This is a genomic window from Peptococcus niger, assembly GCF_900101835.1.
GTDB lineage: Bacteria > Bacillota > Peptococcia > Peptococcales > Peptococcaceae > Peptococcus > Peptococcus niger.
Genome location: NZ_FNAF01000004.1, coordinates 35,685 through 58,197, shown reverse-complemented (window position 1 = coordinate 58,197; position 22,513 = coordinate 35,685). Strand labels below are relative to the sequence as shown.

At 52.2% G+C, this 22,513-nt stretch carries 25 protein-coding genes, 2 tRNA genes and 1 pseudogene; 5 read left to right on the top strand and 23 right to left on the bottom strand.

All coding sequences use genetic code 11. From position 1 onward, the window contains the following. Positions 1-14: 14 nt before the first annotated feature. The 11 genes from BLQ16_RS04335 to BLQ16_RS04285 form a co-directional block, all read right to left on the bottom strand. Entirely contained in the window at positions 15-503 is a 489-nt protein-coding gene (locus tag BLQ16_RS04335) for a dihydrofolate reductase (protein ID WP_091791524.1), read from the bottom strand. Positions 504-511: 8 nt separating this feature from the next. Then, positions 512-1,342 carry a thymidylate synthase gene (gene thyA / locus BLQ16_RS04330; protein ID WP_091791523.1) on the bottom strand — a complete coding sequence of 277 codons (831 nt, stop codon included), beginning with the start codon at positions 1,340-1,342 and terminating at the stop codon, positions 512-514. Further along, positions 1,326-1,718, bottom strand: a complete 393-nt coding sequence (locus BLQ16_RS04325) for a Mini-ribonuclease 3 (protein ID WP_091791522.1) — start codon at positions 1,716-1,718, stop codon at positions 1,326-1,328. The genes thyA and BLQ16_RS04325 overlap by 17 nt, the downstream gene beginning before the upstream one ends. Then, positions 1,715-2,191 (bottom strand): 2-C-methyl-D-erythritol 2,4-cyclodiphosphate synthase, encoded by a 477-nt coding sequence (gene ispF, locus BLQ16_RS04320; RefSeq protein ID WP_091791521.1) that lies wholly within the window; start codon positions 2,189-2,191, stop codon positions 1,715-1,717. The genes BLQ16_RS04325 and ispF overlap by 4 nt, the downstream gene beginning before the upstream one ends. Then, positions 2,176-2,877, bottom strand: coding sequence for a 2-C-methyl-D-erythritol 4-phosphate cytidylyltransferase (ispD, locus tag BLQ16_RS04315; protein WP_091791520.1), 702 nt, complete (start codon positions 2,875-2,877; stop codon positions 2,176-2,178). Before ispD ends, ispF begins: the two co-directional genes overlap by 16 nt. Position 2,878: 1 nt before the next feature. Next, entirely contained in the window at positions 2,879-4,015 is a 1,137-nt protein-coding gene (locus tag BLQ16_RS04310; protein WP_091791519.1) for a PIN/TRAM domain-containing protein, read from the bottom strand. 28 nt (positions 4,016-4,043) lie between these two features. Beyond that, the gene (gene disA / locus BLQ16_RS04305; protein WP_091791518.1) at positions 4,044-5,138 is read right to left on the bottom strand and encodes a DNA integrity scanning diadenylate cyclase DisA; all 1,095 of its coding nucleotides are present in this window, start codon (positions 5,136-5,138) and stop codon (positions 4,044-4,046) included. Next, positions 5,138-6,523 (bottom strand): DNA repair protein RadA, encoded by a 1,386-nt coding sequence (radA, locus tag BLQ16_RS04300; protein WP_091791517.1) that lies wholly within the window; start codon positions 6,521-6,523, stop codon positions 5,138-5,140. Before radA ends, disA begins: the two co-directional genes overlap by 1 nt. 153 nt (positions 6,524-6,676) lie before the next feature. Next, a complete protein-coding gene (locus BLQ16_RS04295) occupies positions 6,677-6,913 on the bottom strand; it encodes a helix-turn-helix domain-containing protein (protein ID WP_091791516.1) in 237 nt (78 codons plus the stop codon). 267 nt (positions 6,914-7,180) lie between these two features. Next, positions 7,181-7,253: transfer RNA gene (locus tag BLQ16_RS04290), tRNA-Thr, on the bottom strand. Positions 7,254-7,257: 4 nt separating this feature from the next. Beyond that, positions 7,258-7,330 (bottom strand) — tRNA-Thr (locus BLQ16_RS04285). Between the two features lie 273 nt (positions 7,331-7,603). Here BLQ16_RS04285 and BLQ16_RS04280 point away from each other — a divergent pair. Both BLQ16_RS04280 and upp read left to right on the top strand, forming a co-directional pair. Beyond that, positions 7,604-8,839, top strand: coding sequence for a serine hydroxymethyltransferase (locus BLQ16_RS04280; RefSeq protein ID WP_091791515.1), 1,236 nt, complete (start codon positions 7,604-7,606; stop codon positions 8,837-8,839). Between the two features lie 10 nt (positions 8,840-8,849). Continuing rightward, complete coding sequence (gene upp, locus BLQ16_RS04275; RefSeq protein WP_091791514.1) at positions 8,850-9,485, top strand: uracil phosphoribosyltransferase; 636 nt, start codon at positions 8,850-8,852, stop codon at positions 9,483-9,485. A gap of 76 nt (positions 9,486-9,561) precedes the next feature. Here upp and BLQ16_RS04270 read toward each other — a convergent pair whose 3' ends face one another. The 8 genes from BLQ16_RS04270 to BLQ16_RS04235 form a co-directional block, all read right to left on the bottom strand. Further along, positions 9,562-9,945 carry a thioredoxin family protein gene (locus BLQ16_RS04270; protein ID WP_159427979.1) on the bottom strand — a complete coding sequence of 128 codons (384 nt, stop codon included), beginning with the start codon at positions 9,943-9,945 and terminating at the stop codon, positions 9,562-9,564. Positions 9,946-10,020: 75 nt separating this feature from the next. Then, positions 10,021-10,977, bottom strand: a complete 957-nt coding sequence (gene dusB / locus BLQ16_RS04265) for a tRNA dihydrouridine synthase DusB (protein ID WP_091791512.1) — start codon at positions 10,975-10,977, stop codon at positions 10,021-10,023. Further along, complete coding sequence (locus tag BLQ16_RS04260; protein WP_091791511.1) at positions 10,967-11,773, bottom strand: TerC family protein; 807 nt, start codon at positions 11,771-11,773, stop codon at positions 10,967-10,969. The genes dusB and BLQ16_RS04260 overlap by 11 nt, the downstream gene beginning before the upstream one ends. Positions 11,774-11,988: 215 nt before the next feature. Continuing rightward, positions 11,989-12,384, bottom strand: coding sequence for a type II secretion system protein (locus tag BLQ16_RS04255; protein ID WP_091791510.1), 396 nt, complete (start codon positions 12,382-12,384; stop codon positions 11,989-11,991). A gap of 11 nt (positions 12,385-12,395) precedes the next feature. After that, entirely contained in the window at positions 12,396-13,313 is a 918-nt protein-coding gene (locus BLQ16_RS04250; protein ID WP_091791509.1) for a ribonuclease Z, read from the bottom strand. Further along, entirely contained in the window at positions 13,306-14,094 is a 789-nt protein-coding gene (locus tag BLQ16_RS04245) for a type III pantothenate kinase (RefSeq protein ID WP_091791508.1), read from the bottom strand. The genes BLQ16_RS04250 and BLQ16_RS04245 overlap by 8 nt, the downstream gene beginning before the upstream one ends. A gap of 46 nt (positions 14,095-14,140) precedes the next feature. Further along, complete coding sequence (locus BLQ16_RS04240; RefSeq protein ID WP_091791507.1) at positions 14,141-14,665, bottom strand: ECF transporter S component; 525 nt, start codon at positions 14,663-14,665, stop codon at positions 14,141-14,143. Positions 14,666-14,830: 165 nt separating this feature from the next. Beyond that, positions 14,831-15,400, bottom strand: coding sequence for a GNAT family N-acetyltransferase (locus BLQ16_RS04235; RefSeq protein WP_091791506.1), 570 nt, complete (start codon positions 15,398-15,400; stop codon positions 14,831-14,833). A gap of 194 nt (positions 15,401-15,594) precedes the next feature. Between BLQ16_RS04235 and BLQ16_RS04230 the strand changes: the two genes are divergently transcribed. Further along, on the top strand, positions 15,595-16,569 hold the full coding sequence (locus BLQ16_RS04230) for a LysR family transcriptional regulator (RefSeq protein WP_091791505.1): 975 nt from the start codon (positions 15,595-15,597) through the stop codon (positions 16,567-16,569). A 23-nt stretch (positions 16,570-16,592) separates the two neighbouring features. Next, positions 16,593-17,894 carry a thiamine phosphate synthase gene (gene thiE / locus BLQ16_RS04225; protein ID WP_091791504.1) on the top strand — a complete coding sequence of 434 codons (1,302 nt, stop codon included), beginning with the start codon at positions 16,593-16,595 and terminating at the stop codon, positions 17,892-17,894. An 86-nt stretch (positions 17,895-17,980) separates the two neighbouring features. Here the strand turns inward: thiE and speB are convergent, their stop codons facing one another. The 4 genes from speB to speD are packed head-to-tail and all read right to left on the bottom strand — an operon-like array spanning position 17,981 to position 21,917. After that, positions 17,981-18,835 carry an agmatinase gene (speB, locus tag BLQ16_RS04220; protein WP_091791503.1) on the bottom strand — a complete coding sequence of 285 codons (855 nt, stop codon included), beginning with the start codon at positions 18,833-18,835 and terminating at the stop codon, positions 17,981-17,983. Then, a complete protein-coding gene (speE, locus tag BLQ16_RS04215; RefSeq protein ID WP_091791502.1) occupies positions 18,828-19,685 on the bottom strand; it encodes a polyamine aminopropyltransferase in 858 nt (285 codons plus the stop codon). The genes speB and speE overlap by 8 nt, the downstream gene beginning before the upstream one ends. A gap of 1 nt (position 19,686) precedes the next feature. Continuing rightward, positions 19,687-21,132, bottom strand: coding sequence for an aminotransferase class I/II-fold pyridoxal phosphate-dependent enzyme (locus tag BLQ16_RS04210; RefSeq protein ID WP_242868947.1), 1,446 nt, complete (start codon positions 21,130-21,132; stop codon positions 19,687-19,689). Between the two features lie 20 nt (positions 21,133-21,152). After that, a complete protein-coding gene (gene speD, locus BLQ16_RS04205; protein ID WP_091791501.1) occupies positions 21,153-21,917 on the bottom strand; it encodes an adenosylmethionine decarboxylase in 765 nt (254 codons plus the stop codon). Between the two features lie 231 nt (positions 21,918-22,148). Between speD and BLQ16_RS04200 the strand changes: the two are divergent. After that, a pseudogene (locus BLQ16_RS04200) lies at positions 22,149-22,513 on the top strand (hypothetical protein); the annotation flags it as partial.

Here is a 22,513-nt window from a genome sequence, read left to right as displayed (position 1 = left end):
GACAAGTGCCTCCTCTATTGTTGCGGCGCCTCTTTACGCCGATATCGTTCAATGCGGTAAGTATAGCCGTTGTCTTCACCGGTCTCTACGACTTCTGCCAAAAGCCAGTCTGCCGCTGTGCTCACATCCGGAAAATGCGTATCTGCCGACGCTTGATCATCAATGCGCGTCACATAACCGGCTGAACAGCGATCGAGGAGCTTAGCGTACAATTCGCCGCCACCAATCAAGAAAAGCGGCCTACCGCCGGCTTCTTTCACTGCCTCCTCCACCGAATGAACCACCACGGCCCCGGGGGCCACATAAGACCTGTTCCGGGTCAGCACCAGATTCAACCGTCCTGGCAGAGCAGCCGGCAGGCTTTCAAAGGTTTTGCGGCCCATCAATAGGGCAGCGCCCATGGTCGTCCGCTTAAAAAATGCCAAATCCGCCGGGATATGAAAGAGCATCTGACCATTTTTACCGATGCCCCACTGCTTGTCTACTGCTACAATAAATTGCATATCATCACCTACTCTGCTACCGGAATCTTTCGGTCAAACTCATGCGGCTCATAGGCTTCCAAGACCACATCATCTGTTGTAAACGCGTAAAAATCCGTAACCTCCGGATTCAACCACAAGTGTGGCGCCGGACGGGGTGGTCTATCCATCAGTTCTCGGACCATGTCCACATGGCGGTCATAAATGTGTGCATCGGCGATGACGTGAACCAGCTCGCCGACTTCCAGATCGCTGACCTGGGCCAATAGGTGGACCAAAACCGCATACTGGACCACATTCCAGTTGTTCGCAGTCAACATGTCCTGGCTTCGTTGATTTAAAATGGCGTTCAGCTTACGTCCGCTGACGTTAAAGGTCATGGAATAGGCGCAGGGGTACAAGGCCATGTCATGCAAGTCGGCATGGTTGTAGATATTGGTGATTAAGCGCCGACTGTGTGGCGTATGGCGCAAGTCGTAGAGCAATTTATCCACCTGATCAAAATCGCCTTCTGCATAATGGTGCACCACGCCGAGCTGGTAACCGTAGGCCTTCCCAATAGTGCCGTCCGGCCGTTGCCAGGCATCCCATATGCGACTCTTTAAATCTGCCACCCGGTTGGATTTTTTTTGCCAAATCCACAGCAATTCGTCCACTGCGTTTTTATAATAGGTCCGTCGCAAGGTCAAGGCCGGGAATTCCTCAGCCAAGTTGTACCGATTGACGATGCCGAAACTTTTAACCGTATGCGCCGGGCTTCCGTCTGCCCATTTGGGACGGACGTCATAATCCGTATCCCATACGCCTTCTGTTAAAATCTGCCTGCAATTTTTGATAAAAATATTATCCGCTACACTCAATGCCGCACTCCTTATCTACCAGGGACAATAATTCCTGCAAACGATCCGACTGATCGCTTAAATATAAATAGCCGACCAAGGCTTCCAAACCGGTCGCCCGGCGATAGTCACCAGCATTACCTCCGCGGGGAACAGACCCGTTGGCATTGCGCCCCCGGCGCAGCACCTGCGCTTCAAGTTCTGTCAAACGGTCTTCCAGGCCGGACAAGGTCTTTGATTGGGCACCGTGGTTGACCAAGTCCACGCATAATTTACTTAAGGTGGAGGCTCTATGACTCTTTGTCAACAGCTGGGTGCGCATGTGCAATTCATATACGGCGTCCCCTACCCAGGCCAGGGTTAAGGCCGATAAGCCGAAGGCTTCTCTTTCTGTCATCGCGTCTCCTCCAACAGCACCACTGCCTGAGCGGCAATACCTTCCTTCCGGCCAACAAAGCCCAAGGCCTCTGTGGTCGTCGCCTTAACATGGACCGCTGATGGATCTGCGGCCAGGGCTGCAGCCAAGCGGGCGGACATAGCCGGAATGTGGGGCGCTAGTTTGGGCTCTTGGGCCATGACCACGCAATCTGCATTGACCAAGTCGTAACCGGCCGCCTGCACCAGGGCATAGGCTTTTTGCAAAAGCAGCAAGCTGTCCGCCCCCTGGTACTGCGGATCCGTATCCGGGAAGTGCCGGCCGATGTCCCCCAGCCCTGCGGCGCCTAAGAGGGCATCAGTCAGCGCATGGGCCAATACATCTGCATCGGAATGTCCGGCCAGGCCCCGTGCATGGTCGATGGGGACTCCGCCTAAAATAAGCAAGCGCCCGTCGGCAAAGGCATGAACGTCTGTCCCTAATCCGATTCGCATAATCCGCACTCCTTTAGATACAAGTCTGCCAGTGGTAAATCCGTTGGAACGGTGACTTTAATATTATAAGGGTCGCCGGCAACCGTCAGAACCCTTTCTCCGTAAGCTTCCAAAAGCGCCGCATCATCAGTCACCGCCCGCCCTTCTGTGACAGCCCGCGCATGGCATTGCTGCAAAAGGGAGACTTCAAAAGCTTGTGGCGTCTGCACCCGGCGCAAATCGGCCCTTGGCACCGTTTCCAGAATATAGCCCTGCCCGTCGACACGTTTAACCGTATCCGTTACCGGCAAGGCAGGTACCACGGCCGGTGCTTGCAGTAACCCTCCAATCAATCGTTGGACCAGCTCCTCCCGCAAAATCGGCCGCGCGCCGTCATGGATGAGGACCTGGTCCCAGGTCGACGGCATGGCGGCCAAGGCCAGGCGCACCGAATCTTGCCGTTCAGGGCCACCTTCCGTGATAATAACCGATGCCTCGTCCAGCCCGGCCGTAACAACCGCCTGACGGGCCAGCTCTTCTTCACCTGAACGACAGACCAGCATCATCGGCGCCCCAGGCAGGGCACGCGCCGCATGGCGAAGCGTCAGGCTCAGCACCGGTTGACCGGCCAAGGGCAGGAAAAGTTTATTGCCCGAGGCGCCCATCCGTTTGCCAGTACCTGCCGCCAAAATGACCATGCCAATCATGCTAATCCTCCAATCGCACAAAGATCATCCGGCCTGCATTGGTCTGAATGACCGACGTCACCACCACGGGCAGCGTTTCTCCCAGGCGGTCTTTACCACCTTCCACCACAATCATGGTCCCGTCGTCCAAATAGCCGACCCCTTGGTTCTGACCTTTACCGCGACCAACAATTTCAACCTGCATCGTCTCGCCCGGCAGCACAACGGTCTTAATGGCGCCGGCCAGTTCATTGACGTTTAAGACTTCCACGTTTTGAAAAGACGCCACCTTATTTAAATTAAAATCATTGGTGACCACGCAGCCGTTTAATTCTTTGGCCAGCTTCACCAATTTGGCATCGACTTCCGGGATCTCCGGAAAGTCTCGGTTTAGCGTCACCACAGGCACATCCAATTCCCGCAGGTCGTTTAAGACGTCCAATCCACGGCGTCCGCGATTGCGCTTTAACGTATCGCCGGAATCGGCAATATGGCGCAATTCGTCCAGTACATAAGGCGTCATAATCAAGGGGCCTTCCAAAAAGCCGGCACGCGCAATATCCACAATACGCCCATCAATGATGACAGACGTATCCAGTACCTTCGGCCGTGTGCCCGGTAAAAATTCCGCCGATGGCTCGGCAACCGCCATTTTCGACGGTTCCCGGCGCGGTCTGCGCTCCTGTCGTTTGTTCATATGAGAGAGCACCGTTTCAGGCAAGGCCACGAGCGCATCACGCCAACGATACCCTAAAGAGGCCCCCAGGTAGCCCAAAACCAGTGTAATGAGCAAGGGCATATAATCGCCAATCAAGGGCAGGGTCTTCACCGCCGGAATCATCAACAGCGCCACCACCAAGCCCGCAATCAGGCCTAATGTACCGGCCACCAAGCCACGCAAAGGCACATTTGACAAGCGGTTTTCTAAAAAACGGGTTCCATGAATGAACGCATCCATGACAGGGGCGGCAATACCGAAGCCGATCAAAATAAATAATAATGAAAAAACAAATCCAATGGCGATCGACATAAAAGCAAAATCCGGTAAGAAGCCGATGTTGAGCGGCTCAATCAGTTCACGATAGCCCACTGATCCAATTAAATAACCGCTGACCGCCCCAAACAGCATCAGCACCGCCCGTACAATTTTTAAAGGCATGACGTTCACCTCCTTTCATTATCCAACTTTAGAACCAGTGACTATCCATAATCGTCTGCGTCCGCAACCGATCCAAGCCGGTTGAAATCTGTTGAGCCCGGGCGGGACCAACGCCTTCCACTTCATCTAGGGCATCAATGCTGGCCTTGGTCAGCTGGTTTAAATCATGAAAAGTTTCCACCACATTATCGATAACAGAAGAGGGCAAACGCGGAATTTTATGCAACATGCGATAACCGCGCGACAGCAAAATATTGCGGCGCTCTTTATCGTTGTAGCCGGCATAGCCTAAAATCCCCGCCAAGCGATCGCCGTCCAAAAGGTCCTCGCTGCTCAGCCGTTCCAATTTCTCCAAGGCTGCATCAACCTGAGCCATTTCGGATTCTTCCGTATTAAAGACCAGGTAGTCGCGCAAGGCCATCCGCTCATCGGTGTCCACATTGCTCATCAGCTCTTCCGCCTGCATGCGAACCAAGCGCCCTTCATTGCCCAACTCGGCAATGTACAGGGTTAATTCTTTATCCACCCGCTTCAGCATTTCAGCGCGTTGAACAACCTGCACCACGTCCGATAAGCTCACCATATCGTCAAATTCTTCCAGGGACAAGCGAACAAAAGCCTCATCCAAGGCGTTCTTATATTTTTCAAGAGCTTCAATTGCCTGCGTTGCCGTGTTCAAAAGGGTTGTCGTATCGCGTAAAACATAGCGGTAAGATCCCCGGTACAGAGTAATGAGGCGGCGTCTCTGCGAAATAGAAATCACCAGTTCCCCGGTTTGCCGTGCGGTTTGCTCAGCTGTACGATGCCGAATCCCCGTCTCCATCGACGGCGTTCCCGGATCCGGATTTAAATGACAGTTGGCGCGAAATATTTTATTACAGTCCTCGGACAAAAGAATCGCACCGTCCATCTTGGCCAGTTCATACAAGTGGGCCGGAGAGTAAGGCGCATCAATAAAAAAACCGCCTTCCGCCAAAGCAGACACCTTATCGTAATCACCGACGATGATGAGCCCACCTGTATTGGCCCGGAGCACATTGTCCAAGCCTTCCCGCAGGCGTGTCCCCGGTGCGGTAATGCGCAACATTTCCAAAATTTCCGCCGTATTGCTTTGTTTGGTCATCACAACACCCCCCATATTTTTTCAACGGCTTGTGCCAGTTTTTGACAAGAAATCAATTCCATATCCACATCATCGGCCCGGCTACCGGTCGCTACAACAGCCCGCCGAAAGCCCATTTGGGCCGCTTCCTGTAAGCGCCTGGACAGCTGGGTGACCCGGCGCAATTCGCCGGTCAACCCCACTTCCGCCAAAAAGACCACATCTTCCGGTAGTGGGCGATTGTGGAAGGCAGACACCACCGCCAGTGCAATGCCCAGGTCTGCTGCCGGCTCGCCAATCCGCAAACCGCCAATGACGTTTAGATAAATATCTTCTTTGCTCAAGGCAAGGCCTAACCGTTTTTCTAAAACCGCCATCAGCATTAAGGCCCGTGCATGGTCCACCCCGGTCGTTTTGCGCTGTGGATAACCGAAAACCGATGTGGCCACCAGCGCCTGTACTTCTAATAAAATCGGTCGGTTGCCTTCCATGGTGGCGGTCACCGCAGATCCGGCAGCATTTTGTGGCCGTTCCGACAAAAAAGCAGCTGACGGATTGGGCACCTCCTGTAAGCCGGTCCGGGTCATATCAAAAAGTCCGATTTCATGACTGGCGCCAAACCTATTTTTAAAGGCTCGCAAAATCCGATATTGAGAATGGCGATCCCCTTCAAAATATAGGACTGCATCCACCATGTGCTCCATAACGCGCGGGCCGGCCACACTGCCTTCCTTGGTCACGTGACCGATGAGCACCGTCGGAATGCCACGCCCCTTTGCCCAGCCCATACTGCGGGCAGCCACCTGTCGCAGTTGGCTCACCGATCCGGGTGCAGAAGTGAGTTCCGGATCGTAAACGGTCTGCACCGAATCCAAAACGATTAACCCAGGCTTGAGCTGATCAATATGACGCTCAATCACATCCATTTGGTTGGCTGTTAAAAGATAAATTTTATCGCCGTCCGCCCCCAGACGATTGGCGCGAGATTTAATCTGCCCCTGTGATTCTTCACCGGAAACGTACAAGACCGGGGCCGACAGCTTGACAGTGGCCATCATCTGCATGGTTAAGGTGGATTTTCCGATGCCTGGGTCTCCGGCCAATAAAATCAAAGCCCCCGGCACCAGTCCACCGCCTAAGACGCGGTCTAATTCACTGGACCCGGTCGGAATGCGCTTCAGCTGACGGCTGTCAATGGCCGATAGCAACTCTGCCTGACCACCAGCAAGATTTTTGCCTTGTTTCGGCGGCGTCAAAACGGCCGCCTTAGCAGAGGCTGGAGCCACCGGTTCCTGCACCTGTTCCACCATGGTGTTCCATTCACCGCAATCCGGGCATTTGCCCAACCACTGAGGGGACTCATAGCCACAGTTTTGACACATATAGGTCCATTTTGATTTTGCCATCTTGTCCCTCCTGTCAGATGAACTTTTCCCACTTATATATTGTAAGCGATTAAGGCCCTAAACACAATGGACAAGGGCTTTTCGTCAATGAATGCCCATAATATTAGCAAAAAAAAACCGCGGACAGCAGCGTCCGCGATGCAAATGATGTTATTAGTCTTCGTCAACATCCAGAGGTACAATGGCCAATGTTTTCCCCAAGGGTGCTAATACTTTTAAAATGGTGGTCAGCTGCGGGTCCGTCAAGCCACGTTCCATCCGTGCAATGACCGGCTGTTTGACACCGCAAGCCGCTTCAATGTTCTTTTGAGTCATATTTCGTTCACGTCTGGTCTTTAAGATTTCATGCACCAGCGCCTGTTTGGTTTCATAAATAGATTCATTGGTCATTTTGATTCCCCCTAAAAATTTTTATCCGACAACCTCCATTTGTTTTATGCGGTCGCGGTATTTAAATAATGATTACGGTATATCCTCATTTGAATATTATGCCTCAGGAATAACATGCCGTCAAGTGTTATTTATAAATAATTAAATCGCCTCTCTTGCAAAAATAAGTCAACGCCATTTGATAAATTGACTGGTTGACCACTGTTTGTATAAGTCCAACAAGTTTAATAAATTTCATAAAAATTGGCCTCATCATCTGAGGCCGCAAGCTGATGGCCGGACTTGAACCGGCGACCTGCTGATTACGAATCAGCTGCTCTACCAACTGAGCCACATCAGCACCAAGCCGACAATGGGACTCGAACCCGCAACCTGCTGATTACAAATCAGCTGCTCTACCAATTGAGCTATGTCGGCGCACGACTCAGTATAGCAAAGGTTTTTACAATTTGCAAGCAAAAATTACTACTACATCAATTAAAGAGAGATTGTAATTTATAAACCTAGTCATCATCAACTGACTGCTATAATAAGCTGGTTGACGTCACTTGCGGCTAATTCTACAAGTATCATCAGCTGTAGATATAATCAAACAGCCGCCTTTCGATAGAGTGTTGAATGCCATCCCGGCTTTCGCTATAATGTAACTAGTTTACACGATTTGCCATCATGATGAAAGAGGGAATATGAATGGATTATATTGATCAATACGTTCGTCCAACAGATCCGGCTTTGGCAGATGCCATTGATGCAGAAGAAAATCGCCAACGCAATAAAATTGAACTCATCGCTTCCGAAAATTTCACCAGCCGTGCCGTTATGGCCTCCCAAGGCTCCGTTCTTACCAATAAATACGCTGAAGGCTACCCTGGCAAACGCTACTACGGCGGCTGCGAACACATAGATGTGGTCGAGGACCTGGCCCGTGAGCGCTTGAAAGAACTCTTCGGCGCTGAACATGCCAATGTTCAGCCCCACAGCGGTGCCAATGCCAACTTAGCTGTTTATTTTGCCCTCCTTAAACCGGGCGACCAGGTGCTGGGCATGAATTTAGCCCACGGCGGTCACCTGACCCACGGCAGTCCGGTGAACATCAGCGGAACGTATTTTAATTTCGCCGATTACGGTGTGGATAAAGAAACTGAGACCATTGACTATGACGCCTTGGAAAAGGTTGCCAAAGAGGTCAAGCCAAAACTGATTGTGGCCGGTGCTTCTGCCTATCCCCGTGAAATTGATTTTGAACGCATCGGTCGCGTGGCCAAGGAAGTGGGCGCCCTATTTATGGTGGATATGGCCCATATTGCCGGCCTGGTGGCCTGCGGTCTGCACCAAAGCCCGGTGCCCTATGCAGACGTGGTCACTTCTACCACCCATAAAACACTTCGCGGACCTCGCGGTGGCCTGATCCTCTGTAAAGCGGACTTGGCCAAAGCCATTGATAAAGCCGTATTCCCCGGCCTCCAAGGTGGCCCCCTGATGCATGTCATTGCCGGTAAGGCAGCCGCCTTTGGCGAAGCCTTGAAGCCGGACTACAAAACCTATATGCAGCAGGTGGTGACAAACGCTAAAACCTTGGCAGAGGCTCTGGTGGACCGCGGTTTCCGTCTGGTTTCCGGTGGCACCGATAACCACCTAATCCTCATGGATACAAAAGCCATCGGGATGACCGGCAAAGAAGCGGAGGAAATTCTGGACAACCTGGGCGTAACGACCAATAAAAACGGTATTCCTTTTGATACAGAAAAGCCCACCGTTACCAGCGGCTTGCGCATCGGTACACCGGCGGTGACCACCCGCGGCATGGGCGAAGCCGAAATGGTGGAAATTGCCGATATTATGAAACTCGCCCTTATTGACAAAGATGCCGAAGCAGCCGCGCGCCTGGTTAAAGACCTGACCGACCGCTTCCCTCTTTACGTTTAAGGAGGTCAGCATGGGATTTACACATATTTTTGACCATCCCTTAATCCATCATAAAATCTCTTTCTTGCGCGATAAAAATACCCCTTCACCGCAATTTCGCCAAATGGTCAATGAAATCGCCATGCTCATGGCCTATGAAATTAGCCGGGATTTTCCGCTGGTCAAGGCCACTGTAGAAACCCCCTTGACCACCACCGAATGTCAACGCCTGGCTGACCAATCGGTTATTTTGGTGCCCATTTTGCGCGCCGGCTTGGGCATGCTGGAAGGGTTTCAGTTTGTCGTGCCGACGGCTTGTGTGGGCCACATCGGCATGGCCCGCAACGAAGAAACCCTGGTGCCGGAGCCCTATTACCACAAGCTGCCGGCCCACGTCACCGAGGCTCACGTGATCGTTTTAGACCCGATGCTGGCCACCGGCGGTTCAGCCTGTAACGCCATTAGCTTCTTAAAAAGTCAAGGCGCCAAGGACATCACCTTTGCCGCCATTTTGGGAACGGACATCGGCTTACAGCGCGTTCACGACGAACACCCGGAAGTCAATGTCTACCTGGCTGAAAAAGACCCGATTCTAAACGAGCACGGCTATATCGTCCCTGGCTTGGGCGATGCCGGCGACCGCATTTTCGGCACGGTAAATCCATAAAATAAAAAAAGACACCTTTTCAAGCAAGGCTGATGACTTCAGCTCAGCCTGAAAAGGTGTCTTTTTTATCTAAGTTTTATTTAAATAATCCCTTTAAGCGGTCAACAAAAGATTCTTTCGGATTGATCAAAGCATCAATTTCTTTACGCAAGATGGCTTCATTTAATGCACCGGGTAAAGCGTCAACGTATTCGCCTTCACGAATGAAAACCGTTTGGGGCACGCCAACCAACTTCCATGATTTAAATATTTTTCGAGCATCCGGTTGTAAAACATCCATGTGATAAAATTGAACCGGTTTGTTTTCTGCCGTGTATTCGGCCGCAAGTTTATCAACAATTGGTTCCAGTTTGCGGCAAACATTGCAGGACTCTTTGGTGAAAACGATGATACAGGTTTCTTTATTGTTTTGAATGCGCTCATCAAATAAGGCTTGGTCCATTTCCGAAATGTTCATCATTAAAATCCCTCCCACTCTTGTCATTCTCTACTTATATTCTACCTGTTTCAGAACATAAAGACAAGCTGTGATCCATCAGGCCCCAGTTTGTTCAGCCAGCCAGTGGTTCAAAAGGTGCTCCAAATCTTCCAGGGTGCTCATTTGCGCCGCCCCACCGCGGAAACGAACGGCACCGGGCAAGCCTTTAACATAATGGCCCAGCACCTTACGCAATTCACGCATGGCAAGGGCCTCCCCTTTATCTTCAATGGCCAGACGGGCATGGTCGACCATCAGCTGAGCCCGTTCGGCAGCACTTGGATCCGGCGGAATCGGCTGACCGGCATGAGCAGCATTCAGTTGGGCAAAAAACCAAGGCCTGCCCAAGGCACCGCGGCCGACGAGAGCCCCGGCAGCGCCGGTGGCCTGCAAAATACGGACGCCATCTTCAGCTGCAAGAACATCGCCGTTGGCATAAACCGGAATAGAAACCGCTTCGACCACGCTGCGTATGGCAGCCCAATCAGCCGTCCCGCTGTAATAGGCTTGTCGCGTTCGCCCGTGGACGGTCAAGGCCCTGATGCCGGTTTCTGCTAAGGCAGCCGCAAAATCCGGCAAGTTGGGCAAGGGCTTATCCCAGCCGATACGAATTTTTACGCTGACGGGCACCTCCACCGCCTGCACCACTGCTGCGGCTACAGCACAGGCTCGCTCCGGTGTTTTTAAAAGGCCGCTGCCTTCACCGTTGTTGGCAACTTTGGGCACCGGGCAGCCCATATTGATATCAATGGCCCGCGCCCCCTGGTCAACAGCAATAGCCGCCCCCTCTGCCATAATCGCCGGCTCTGCGCCAAAAATTTGAACAGAGATGGGGTCTTCTTCGCCGGCTGTATTCAGCAATCCGGCGGTTTTTTTGTTGTGGTAGACCAGGGCTTTAGCGCTGACCATTTCCGTTATTTGCCATCCGCAACCGTACCGGCGTGCCAACAGGCGCATGGCCCGGTCTGAAAATCCAGCCATAGGGGCCAAGCCGAACGGCGACTTATTCAGCATGATTTTCCTCCGGTGCGGAAGACACCCAGCCCCAAGCCGCAATGGCCGCCATGGTGCCAAAGAAGATAATCTGCCAGGGAATGGAATGCGGGAAATCTTCAGCAATGATGCCCACCGCCGGATGGGCCAAGGTGACGACAATCAATTTGATCCCTACCCAGCCGACCAGGATAAAGGCCGCCTTTTCCAATTTTGGACGGTGGTCCAGCAATTTGACAAAAACGGTGGCCGCAAACCGCATTAAAATCAGGCCGGCCAAACCGCCTAAGAAGACCACCAAAAAGCGCCCGGTGTCAAATCCGCCGATGTGGGAATGACCTAAGGGCGGCAAACTCATGGCAATCGCCACAGCCGCCAAAATAGAATCCACCGCAAAAGCAATGTCCGCCAATTCAACCTTAGCAACGGTCAGCCAAAAAACTTTTCGTGAATATTCCTTTTTTACCGGCTCTTTCAACACCGTTTCCGGCGTAACCGCTTCTTCTTTTTTAGCGTAGGCGTGCAGGTTTTTAGCCGCCACATAAAGCAGGTAGGCGGCGCCCACCGCTTGTGCCTGCCAAATATTGGCCAGATAAGAAATAATAAACAGGGCGCCAAAGCGCATAACAAAGGCACCGATCAGCCCGTAAAACAGGGCCTCATTGCGGTGATTTTCCGGCAAGGGCCGCACCATCACCGCCAATACCAAGGCGTTGTCTGCCGATAAAAGGCCTTCCATAAAAACCAAAATAAAGAAAACAGCAAGATACCGCATCAATAAGGCCGCATCAAAATGCGATAAAAAATCAATGATCATCCCAATCTCCTCTCTGTCTGTTAGCAGGATACAAAAAAACCTTTGCCCCTTTATACCTGTGCGCGGTATAAAGATGGCAAAGGTCTTGCAATATCCATTGGATCCGATTGCTCCGGCGCAAGTGCGCGTATTGACGAAACAACCGCCGGCCATGGCCGGTGCTACTCCCCTTTAATCCATTTCTTGGTTAATTTTATCATATCCCTGTATGGCGGTCAATCCGATTTACCGACCACCTTCATGGTCGCCAGGTCTACGCTGATGTTTTTCGTTGTCACCGTCCCTTGGACATCTCCGCCGGGCAATAGGGTAACCTCGCCGAAATTAACATCCGCCCCCTGCGGCATTTTTAAATAGGGCTGCAATTGGGCTTGGGTAAGGGTACCACCGTTTAAAGCAGTGCTTGCATTTTTGTCATCCATACTGTAAAGCTCTACAGCTGTGACCACCGCTTGTGCATTTTGCAGGGCGGCCGCTTCTCGCGCCTGGGCTGTGTAATTCATAAGGCGGGGCACTAAAAGCACCGCCAAGATAGCAATAATGGACAGAACCACCAACAGCTCAATCAAGGTAAATGCCGGCTTGCTCCGATTTTTCATAAGAAATCGCATGGGGGCCTCCTTTATACCTCTTCTTTAAAGCGCAATGTCGTCATTTTTCGATCAAAGCCCACTTGTGTTTGCGGAAAAATATTGCGTGTTGCCGGTAAAAATTCCTTCGGATCAAGCATGGCCGGGCTGTAATGGGTCAACCACAGGTCATCTACACCAGCAGCTTTGGCTAAGTGGGCCGCTTCGTGAAAGACCATATGACCTTTACTTTTGGCATCGGCTTGCTTGGCAGGGTCGCCATACAGGCCTTCCGCAATCAAAAGATCGCTGCCTCGAGCCAAGTCTGTCAATTGGTCCGATGGCCGGCAATCCGTTGCGTAAGTGACCCGTAAGCCACGCCGTTCCGGCCCAAGCACATCCGATGGCTGAAAGCTTTGTCCGTCAACCACCACTTCCTCACCATTTTGTAGCCGAGACCAATAGGTCACCGGGATGCCCAGTGCTTTTGCCCGCTGCGCATCAAAGCGACCGATCCGGGGCAAGTAGGCGCTGTAGGCCAGGCAGGGGACCCGGTGCTTGACCGGGCAAGTCTGCCACTGTAGCCCGGCCGCTTCAAAGCCCTCGCCCTGGTCAGCGGGTAGTTCGTGCAGCACCAGTTTAAAGGGCAAATATTCACAGATAACCGTTAAACCGCGAACCACTTTTTCCAGACCGGGAAGGCCCCATAAATGCAAGGGTGCCGTCCGCCCACTGTTGGCAATGGTCATCAGGAGGCCCGGCAAACCGCTGCAATGGTCCCCATGAAAATGCGTAAACAAAATATGGTCAATGGTAACCGGGCTGAAATTGGTCCGGTGCAAGGTCACTTGTGTTGCTTCACCGCAATCAATCAAGACCGATCGCCCTTCTACCCGGACCAGTAAGGCGGTTAAAAACCGTTTCGGCAACGGCAACATGCCGCCGGTTCCCAAAAGGCAAACGTCAATCATGCGCATCACTCCGGTTGCGGTCCGCTAAAATACGCAACCCATGAATGGTTAATTTCATGTCCACTTTATCCACATACGATGTGTGTTTACAAATCATATCGCTGCGACCACCGGTGGCCACCACCGCTGTTTTTTCCGGGTCATAGCCCATCTCATCACACAGGCGGACAATCATGGCATCCACCAAACCGGCATAACCATAAACCAAGCCGCTCTGCATAGCGTTAACCGTATTGCGCCCAATAGCTGACGGTGGCGCTTTCAAGTCCACCTTCGGCAGTTTCGCCGCATGGGAAAACAAGGCATCCATGGAAATGCCGATGCCGGTGGTAATGGCACCGCCCATGTATTCACCCTGTTCATTAACCACACAAAAAGTTGTCGCCGTACCAAAGTCAACAATAATACAGGGCGTTCCATAACGGTCAATGGCGGCCACTGCATTGACAATGCGGTCTGCCCCCACCTCTTTGGGATTTTCATACCGGATGGGCAAGCCTGTTTTAATGCCCGCTTCCACCACCAAGGGCTCTACATGAAAATATTGCCTGCCCATGGCAGCCAGGGTGCTGGTCACATCCGGCACCACCGAAGAAATAATCATGCTGTCCACATCGGCAAAATTATACTGATGAAAATTAAACAAGTCAAAGCAAAACAAGCCATATTCATCGACCGTCCGGCGCGGGTCGGTTGCAAATCGCCAGGAACCGCATAACTCGTCGCCGTCGTATAAACCGATGACCGTGTTCGTATTGCCTGTATCAAAAGCCAGTAACATGCTGCCTCCTCCAAGCCTACAGCTGCCGTCAAAAGCACAAGTCCATTTATGATTCCTTGATTTGGATAAACCGCGCCAGCGCCTTGGTCAAAATCACCACCAGCACTGTTGCTATAAGCAATTCTGCAAAAAATTGCGGGATAAAGAGAACCAGCGTTTTTGCCGGTAAATAACCAATCAGCACCGCCAGGCCTAAGAAGCCCAGAGTATTGGTCACCGTACCGACAATGCCGGCCATCGCCGCCGCAAGGCTGCGATGCTTATACAGGGCCCGAAAGGTCCAGGCACTGGTCAATCCAATAAGAATCCGCGGCAAAATGCGCACAATCGGATCTGCAGGAATCACGCCCGTCGGGGTCAAAAAGCTGTATACGCCAAAGATTAAGCCGGTCAGCCCACCAACTAGGGGGCCTTCTAAGATGCCCGCCAAAATCACCGGTATGTGCATGATTGTCGCTCGCCCGGATGGGGTTGGCGCCGGAATCATCCCCAGCCCCGTCATCCCCATGACAATGCAGACCGCCCCTAAAAGACCGGCCACCACCAGTTTCTGTGTCGATAAGTTTTTCATGTTTTGCACACTCCTCTGTGTCGGGATCACACAGACAGCTGTGCAATCCATCCCGGTCCTATGGATCCAGGTGTCATTTAATGAACGCAATAAAAAACGGCAACGTATGGGGCAAGGCTCCCATCGTTGCCATTATTGTACAATTTGTCCACGCCCGGCGCAAGACTAAGCGCGCGCCTTCCAGCGTTTTACCACAGAAAGTTGCTCATATTCATCTTTTAAGAGGCCCACAACCCACTGGTCCACATAGCGGGCGCCGGTAAAAATATGGTCGCGCAGCTGTCCTTCTGCTTGAAAACCGAACGACAGCGCCGACCGCAGCCCCAGCTGGTTATTATCGTTAACGCGCATATACACCCGCCGGAAACCGAAATCATAAAATACCGTATCACAGAGGACCACCATCAAGTCAAAGCCATAGCCCAAGAGGCGCTTGCTTTCATCGGCAATGCCCGGCGCAATAGCAGCATGACCGTTTTGGCGGTCAATGTCCATAATCGCCGCCACCCCGATGGGCTCTTGATTGTACTTGGCACGCACCAAAAAATTCAACCGTTCCGCATGCGGATCGGTGATGTCACGACCGGCCTTGATTTCAGCCATAACCATGTCCAATGAATTGCCCCGATAGCCATCGTATAATAAACGGAATTCTTTATCCAGATACCATTTTTGCAGGACATCCGCGTCTTGAATCTGCGGTTTTTCAAGCAGTACTTTTCTTCCTGATAACATATCCATCACCTCGATTGAATTGCACTGGTCTATGTCTATCATAACGGTTTGGCGCGTAAGGGTCAAACAAAATATGGCAAACACACCGCTCGCCCACTCTTTTTTTATCGGCTCTTGTGCTATAATTTAAGCCATACGGTCTAAACCGATACTTTAATCAAGCGTATGACACCCGTACGCGGAAAGGAAGTCCTATGCGCATAGAGCAATTGCACTATTTACTGGAATTATACCGGACCCGCTCATTTTCCAAAGCGGCCGAAAACGTTTTCATCACCCAGCCCTCTCTTTCTACAGCCATCTCCGGCCTGGAGGACGAGCTTGGGGTCAAACTCTTTGAACGCTTGCGCAGTGGCGTTTACCCGACGCCCATGGGTGAAGCAGTGGTGAAAATCGCCTCTGAATTGGTCAATTGTGAAGCGCGGATCTATGAAGCTGTGCGGGCTGCCCAACCGCCGGATAAAATTCGCCTGATGACGATTCCGGCCATCTCCTTTGGGGTCCTGCTGGAGCTGATGACTTCCTTCCAAAAAGATTATCCGGAAGTGAACCTGGAGCTTAAAGAATTTCCACCTCAAATCATCACCGATGCAGTAGTGGACGAATTGACCAATGTCCCCGGCACCTTTGCTCTAGTGCCCATCCAACCGAAAACGTGCGAAGAAGTTTTGGCCCAATTGGCACGGGACAACATTACTTCTACCCATATTTTCAGCGACAACTTTGTGGCCCACATGTCCGGTAAACATCCGCTGGCCAGCAAAGACGTCATCAGCATCGATGATTTTTTAGCCTATCCCAGCATTGAATTGAACCTGCTCACCAAGACCCCGGACAATACCGCCTATAACCGTCTGTACATGATGGGCAATACGGTCGGCCGCCGGCGCCTTAAAGAGCGCACCCATATTGAAGTGGATTCGCTGGCCCACGTCAAGCACCTGATGCTCAGCACCGGCACCCACGTCGTTGCCCTGCCCCGACTGATTGCTTCAGGCGATCGCGATTATGAATCTGGCGATATTATCTGGCGTCCCTTTGTGAACGGCGACGACTTATCCGTCGATTACTACTTAATTTACAGCAGCCTCTACCCCTTGAAACCCATTGAAAAAGGTTTTTTAAATGCCATCGTGGCCTACTTCGACCAGCTGAGTATCGCCAAATAAACCGGCATTGAGAAAGGAGACCTATGAATCCCAACCATCTGCGTTTATACGCCATCACCGATTGCGACCACCTGACCGGCGATGCCCTCATCGCCCAAACCGAAGCCCTCTTAGCCGGCGGCGTGACCATGTTGCAGCTGCGCGATAAAAATCGCAGCCGTGAAGCCGTCCGGCCGGATGCCCTTGCCCTGCGCGACCTGTGCCACCGCTACAAGGTCCCCTTTATCGTTAACGATGACGTCGAATTGGCGCGAGAAATTGACGCCGATGGCGTCCATCTTGGCCAAGATGACGCTGCCTTACGCTTAGCCCGGTTGAAGCTCGGCCCGGACAAAATTATCGGCATTTCCGCCCATAATCTTGAAGAGGCCCGAGCCGCCCAAAACGGAGGCGCCAGCTACTTAGGCTGCGGCGCTGTCTTCACAAGTCCCAGCAAAGACGCCGCCAGCCTGGACCATAACCTGCTTAAAAATATTTGCGACACCGTAGACATTCCCGTTGTTGCCATCGGCGGCATTAACGGCGATAACATGGCCCAGCTGGAAGGCCTGGGCTGCGCCGGCGCCGCCGTTATTTCAGCCCTGTACCACACAAGTGACCCGCTTGAAACCGCAAAAGCCTTGCGTGCCCAAGTAGAAGCCGTTTTTGGCGCCGTGGAAACAGACCGGCCCACCGCCCTGGTGATTCCGCTTGACCGTGTCCTGTGCGATACCCACACCGTGTGGGCCGCCTTAGCCGAAACCTATCTGAACGGCGTTGGCAAAGAGGCCGGCCCCGATTTGGCCAGCATTTTACGCCCCCGTACCTTGGCCGGTGCCGCCGCCTATATTAAACACAACTATTCTGTACCGGATGGCATTACCCAAATGCTCTACGAATTTGAGTACGACCTGGACGAGTATTACCGCCGCGAAGCAAGCCTCCAGCCCGGCGCCAAAGCCTTGCTAGAAACCTGCCGCGACCACCAGGTCCCCGTCCTCGCCATCTCCGATGCCCCCTTGGACCTGATGACCCAACTGGCTGACCGCACCGGCTGCGCCGAGTCCATCACCGCCATGGCCTCCACCGCAGAAAGCCACCAAGACCGAGACGACGCAACTTTTTATACCCAAGCCGCCGCCCAACTGGAAGCCGATCCGCAAACCGTCTGGGTCATCGAAGACCACATCAACGGCCTCCGCTCTGCCCACCGCGCCGATTGCGTCACCATCGCCATCCAGGCAGACGGCCAAAGTGACCAAGAATGGGCCCTCCTACAAGCAGAAGCCGACATAACCGTAAATCATTTAGATGATCTTCTGAACCTACTCAATAATGCGCTATAAAAAAGGCATCGGGAATTCCCACCCTTAGGAATTCCCGATGCCTTTTTTATAAGCAACTTCTTTGATTTTTTATGCTGGTCCCCTTCTTAATCCACCAAAAGCAGCATTTCGCGAATGGTTTTGCCGTAAACGGCCGTGGAGACGCCGGAAGGGTCATAGTGGGGGGATAGCTCGTTGACGTCCATACCGATGATATTTAAACCACGCAAGGCGAGTAAGGCACCGAGCAGGTCACGCCAGGTGATGCCGCCGGCTTCAGGGGTACCGGTGCCGGGAAATATGGACGGGTCTAAGACGTCCATATCCAGGCTGAGGTAGACAGGTTTATTGCCCAGGGTCTTTGCCAGATCCGCTACGGCGGTTACGGTAAAGGGGTGAAAGTCTGTATGGGCGCGGGCGTAGGTGAACTCTTCCCGGGTGCCGCTGCGAATGCCGAACTGGTGCAGGCGGTCCGGTGAAATCAGCTCACTGACGCGGCGCATAACGGTGGCATGTGAAAGGGACACGCCCAAATAATCGTCACGCAAGTCAGCGTGGGCGTCAAAATGGAGCACCTCTACTTCTGAATGGTAGGCTACAACGGCGCGCATGGCGCCCAAGGTCACCAAGTGCTCGCCGCCAATCATAAAAGGCCGTTTTCCCGCTGCCAAAATACTTTCCGTCCGCTCTGTGATCATCTCCAGTGCGGCTTCAGTATCGCCAAAGGGGAGCGCTAAATCGCCACTGTCCATGACGGCGATATCTTCCAGGTCCTTGTCCTGATAGGGGCTATAGGTTTCCAAGCCATCGCTGTCCAGCCGCACTGCTGCAGGGCCGAACCGGGTGCCGGGACGGAAGCTGGTGGTGCCGTCAAAGGGGGCACCGAAAAGGATGGTCTCAGCCGTTTCCCAGCTGGCATCACAAGCAATAAAGGTTGATGGTTCCAGCTGCAATTTATTCATCTTCCACCGCTTCCAAAAGGCGCTGCACATAATTGGGCAAATAGAAGCTGCCTTGGTGCAGGTTGGTGTTGTAATACCGGGTGGTCAGGCCGCGAGCATTCCAGCGCGCCGCATCCAAATCCCGGACCGGGTGATATTTTTTAGAAGCGAACCCAAATAGCCAGTGCCCGCTGGGGTAGGTGGGAATGTGGACCTGGTAGACACGGGCGTGGTCAAAACTTTCCACAATGCGTTTATGGGCCCGTTGCATGGCGCGGGCGTCTTCCGGATAAAAGGGGCTTTCATGCTGGTTGACCATTATCCCGTCTTCTTTAAGGGCCTTAAAACAATTGCCATAAAACTCTTTGGTAAAGAGCCCCTCACCCGGACCGAAGGGGTCGGTGGAATCGACGATAATCAGGTCGTAGACGCCTTCCGGCGCGCGCACAAATTTCAGCCCATCTTCAAAATAAAAATGAATGCGCGGATCCTCAAAGCCTACCGCGGTCTGGGGCAGGTATTCTTTGCAGACTTCCACCACCCGTTGGTCTATCTCCACCATATCAATGCGGTCAATTTCCGGATAACGGCCCAATTCACGCAGGACCCCTCCATCTCCGGCGCCGATGACGAGCACACGACGCACCTGGGGATGAACGGCCATGGGCACATGGGTAATCATTTCATGGTAGATGAATTCGTCCCGTTCGGTCAACATCATATAGCCATCCAGGGTTAAGAAGCGACCGAAGGCAAAGCTTTCAAAGACGTCGATGCGTTGAAAATCGCTTATTTCACTGTGCAATTGCCGGTCCACTTTAATGGACAGCTGCACCGTATCGGTATGCGGTTCGGTAAACCACAGCTGCATATTAGCCCTCCTTAATAACGTTTAAGTGCTCCACCGCCATGTCTTCCGGGCCGGTCAGGGAGCAGCCCTTGTCTTTACTGTAAACGATGTAACGAATAATCTCTTCGGTAATGGTTTCGCCGGGGGCCAAGATTGGAATGCCCGGTGGATAGCTCATGACAAATTCGGCGCAGATCCGTCCCTCTGTCTCTGCCAAAGGAAGAGATTCTTTAGCAGCGTAAAAGGCCCGATGGGGGGTCATCGTCACCACAGGACTGATGTATTCCTGGTCAAACATGTCCTGGCCGGGCCTCCGAAAGCGCCGGCGAATTTCTGCCAGCGCAGCCACCAAGCGCTCAACGTCTTTCGGCCGGTCACCGAAAGAAAGGTAGGCCAAAAGATTGCCCAAATCGCCAAATTCCGTCTGAATATCATAATCGTCCCGCAAAATATCGTATACTTCAATGCCCGCCAGCCCCAGCTCAAGGGTATTGACCGACAGCTTGGTCCGGTCAAAGTCATAAACCGCATCGCCGTCAATGATTTCCGGTCCGTAAGCGTAATAATCCCCTATGGCGTTAATTTCCGACCGGGCGTAGTCAGCTTCCTGGAGGACCCGGCGAAAAATGTCTTTCCCCCGCACCGCCAAATTCCGGCGGCTGATGTCCAGACTGGAAAGCAGCAGGTAGGAGCCGCTCGTTGTTTGGGTAATGTTGATAATTTGCCGAACGTAATCTGCGTTCACATTGGGACCAGTCAGTAAAATAGAACTTTGGGTCAGAGACCCGCCGCTCTTATGCATAGATACCGCCGCCATATCCGCCCCCACGTGCATGGCCGCTACTGGCATATCCTCACCAAAATAAAAATGCGTGCCGTGCGCTTCATCAGCCAAGACCAACATGTCTGCCGCATGAGCCATTTCCACAAGGGCGGGTAGGTTTGAGCAAATCCCGTAATAGGTGGGGTTGTTCACCAAAACAGCCTTGGCTTCCGGATGGGCTGCTATGGCACGGCGGACATCTTCCACCTGCATCCCCAAGGAAATGCCCAGGCGAGGATGGGTTTGCGGGTTAATGTACACCGGTTTTGCATCAACCAGCATTAACGCATTGATCACGCTTTTATGGACATTCCGCGGTAAAATAATCGCATCTCCCGGCGACAAGGCGGACAAAACCATGGCTTGCACGGAGCTGGTCGTTCCGCCCACCATCAGAAAGGCATGGGCAGCCTGAAAGGCATCGGCAGCCAGATCTTCAGCCGCCTTGATGACCGATACGGGGTGACACAGAAAATCCAAGGGTTTCATAGAGTTAACGTCTACGGAGACACATTGATCACCTAAAAAAGCAGTGAGTTCCGGATTACCGCGGCCGCGTTTATGCCCCGGCACATCAAAGGGAACAACCCGATTCACCTTTAATTCTTCCAATGCCGCCAAAATGGGCATCTGTTCCTGGTCCATAAGACAAACTCCTTTATCCCTTAATAAATATTGGTCCCGTGGAAAATATCCAACATCTCTTTGCGCAAATTATCGCTGATTTCCAGCCGCGTGGTGGGCGGGATTTCGTAGACATCTGTATTGAAGAGGTAGTCCTGCAAGCGCATATCTTTAATCAACATATTGGTGTGGAAGCTGTTGATCTTATACACGTTCACATCATAGGCATCGTATTCACGCAAAATTTCCGGGGCGATAAAATCCTGAATGCTGGTCATGGCAATATCGTTAAAGACCTTGCGGCCATTGACATCCCGCGTAAAGCCCCTCACCCGATAATCCATGGTGATAATATCCGAATCAAAGCTACCGATGAGGTAGTCCAGGGTGGATAGCGGGGTGATTTCACCACAAGTGGCCACATCAATGTCCACCCGAAACGTCGCAATGGCGTTTTCCGGATGGTATTCCGGGTAAGTATGTACTGTAACATGACTCTTATCCAGGTGGGCCACCACCGTTTCTCCGTCCAGGTTCGGCACCATCGCTTCTTCAGCAATCATGATGGTCACGCTGGCACCTTGGGGATCATAGTCTTGGCTGCTGACGTTTAAAACATGGGCGCCAATCATATCGGTCACATGCAATAAAATATCCGTCAACCGCTCAGAATTATACTGTTCATCTATATAGGCAACATAGTCGCGTTGTTCCCGCTCCGTGCGGGCATAGCAAACGTCATAAATATTAAAGCTCAGCGACTTCGTTAAATTGTTGAAACCGTACAGCCGCAGTTTGTTGTCCATCTCCCAACCCCTCTCGACAAAGAAAAAGCCCAGTCTGATGCGCGTACATCAACCGGGCACTGACACGAAGATAAGTCCCTGAAACGGCCCTATCTTGATGATTAAAGCTGTTAAAAGTATAGCATTTTAAGAGACCAACGTCAATAAATGCCCTTCATTTTCCAACCTATGGTACAATATTCATAAGCCAACGTCGCCATTTAACCCACCAGTCAGAAAGGATGACCTTTAATGAAAGATTTAAAAGACCTTCAACAACGCACCGAGGCTGCCTACCAGGAATTGATGCGCACCGCACACCGCTTGGAACAAGCCTGCGAAGAACAAGGGACCACCGTTAAAGAAACCACCAAGCATTTGGCCGACCTCTACCGTCAGTGGCAAGCTGAAGAAAAAGGCAAGGCCGAAACACGGTTGGGTACCGTAAAAGCTACTCTTGTCGATAAAGTCGGAGACCTGAAAGAGGCCGTTCAGGACAAGGTTGCTGACGTTAAAGCCAAGGCTGAGGCGGTTAAAGAAGATGCTGAAGAAAAATTGGCCGATGCCAAGGCAACGGCTGAAAGCAAAGCCGAAGACGCCAAAGAGGCCGTTCAGGA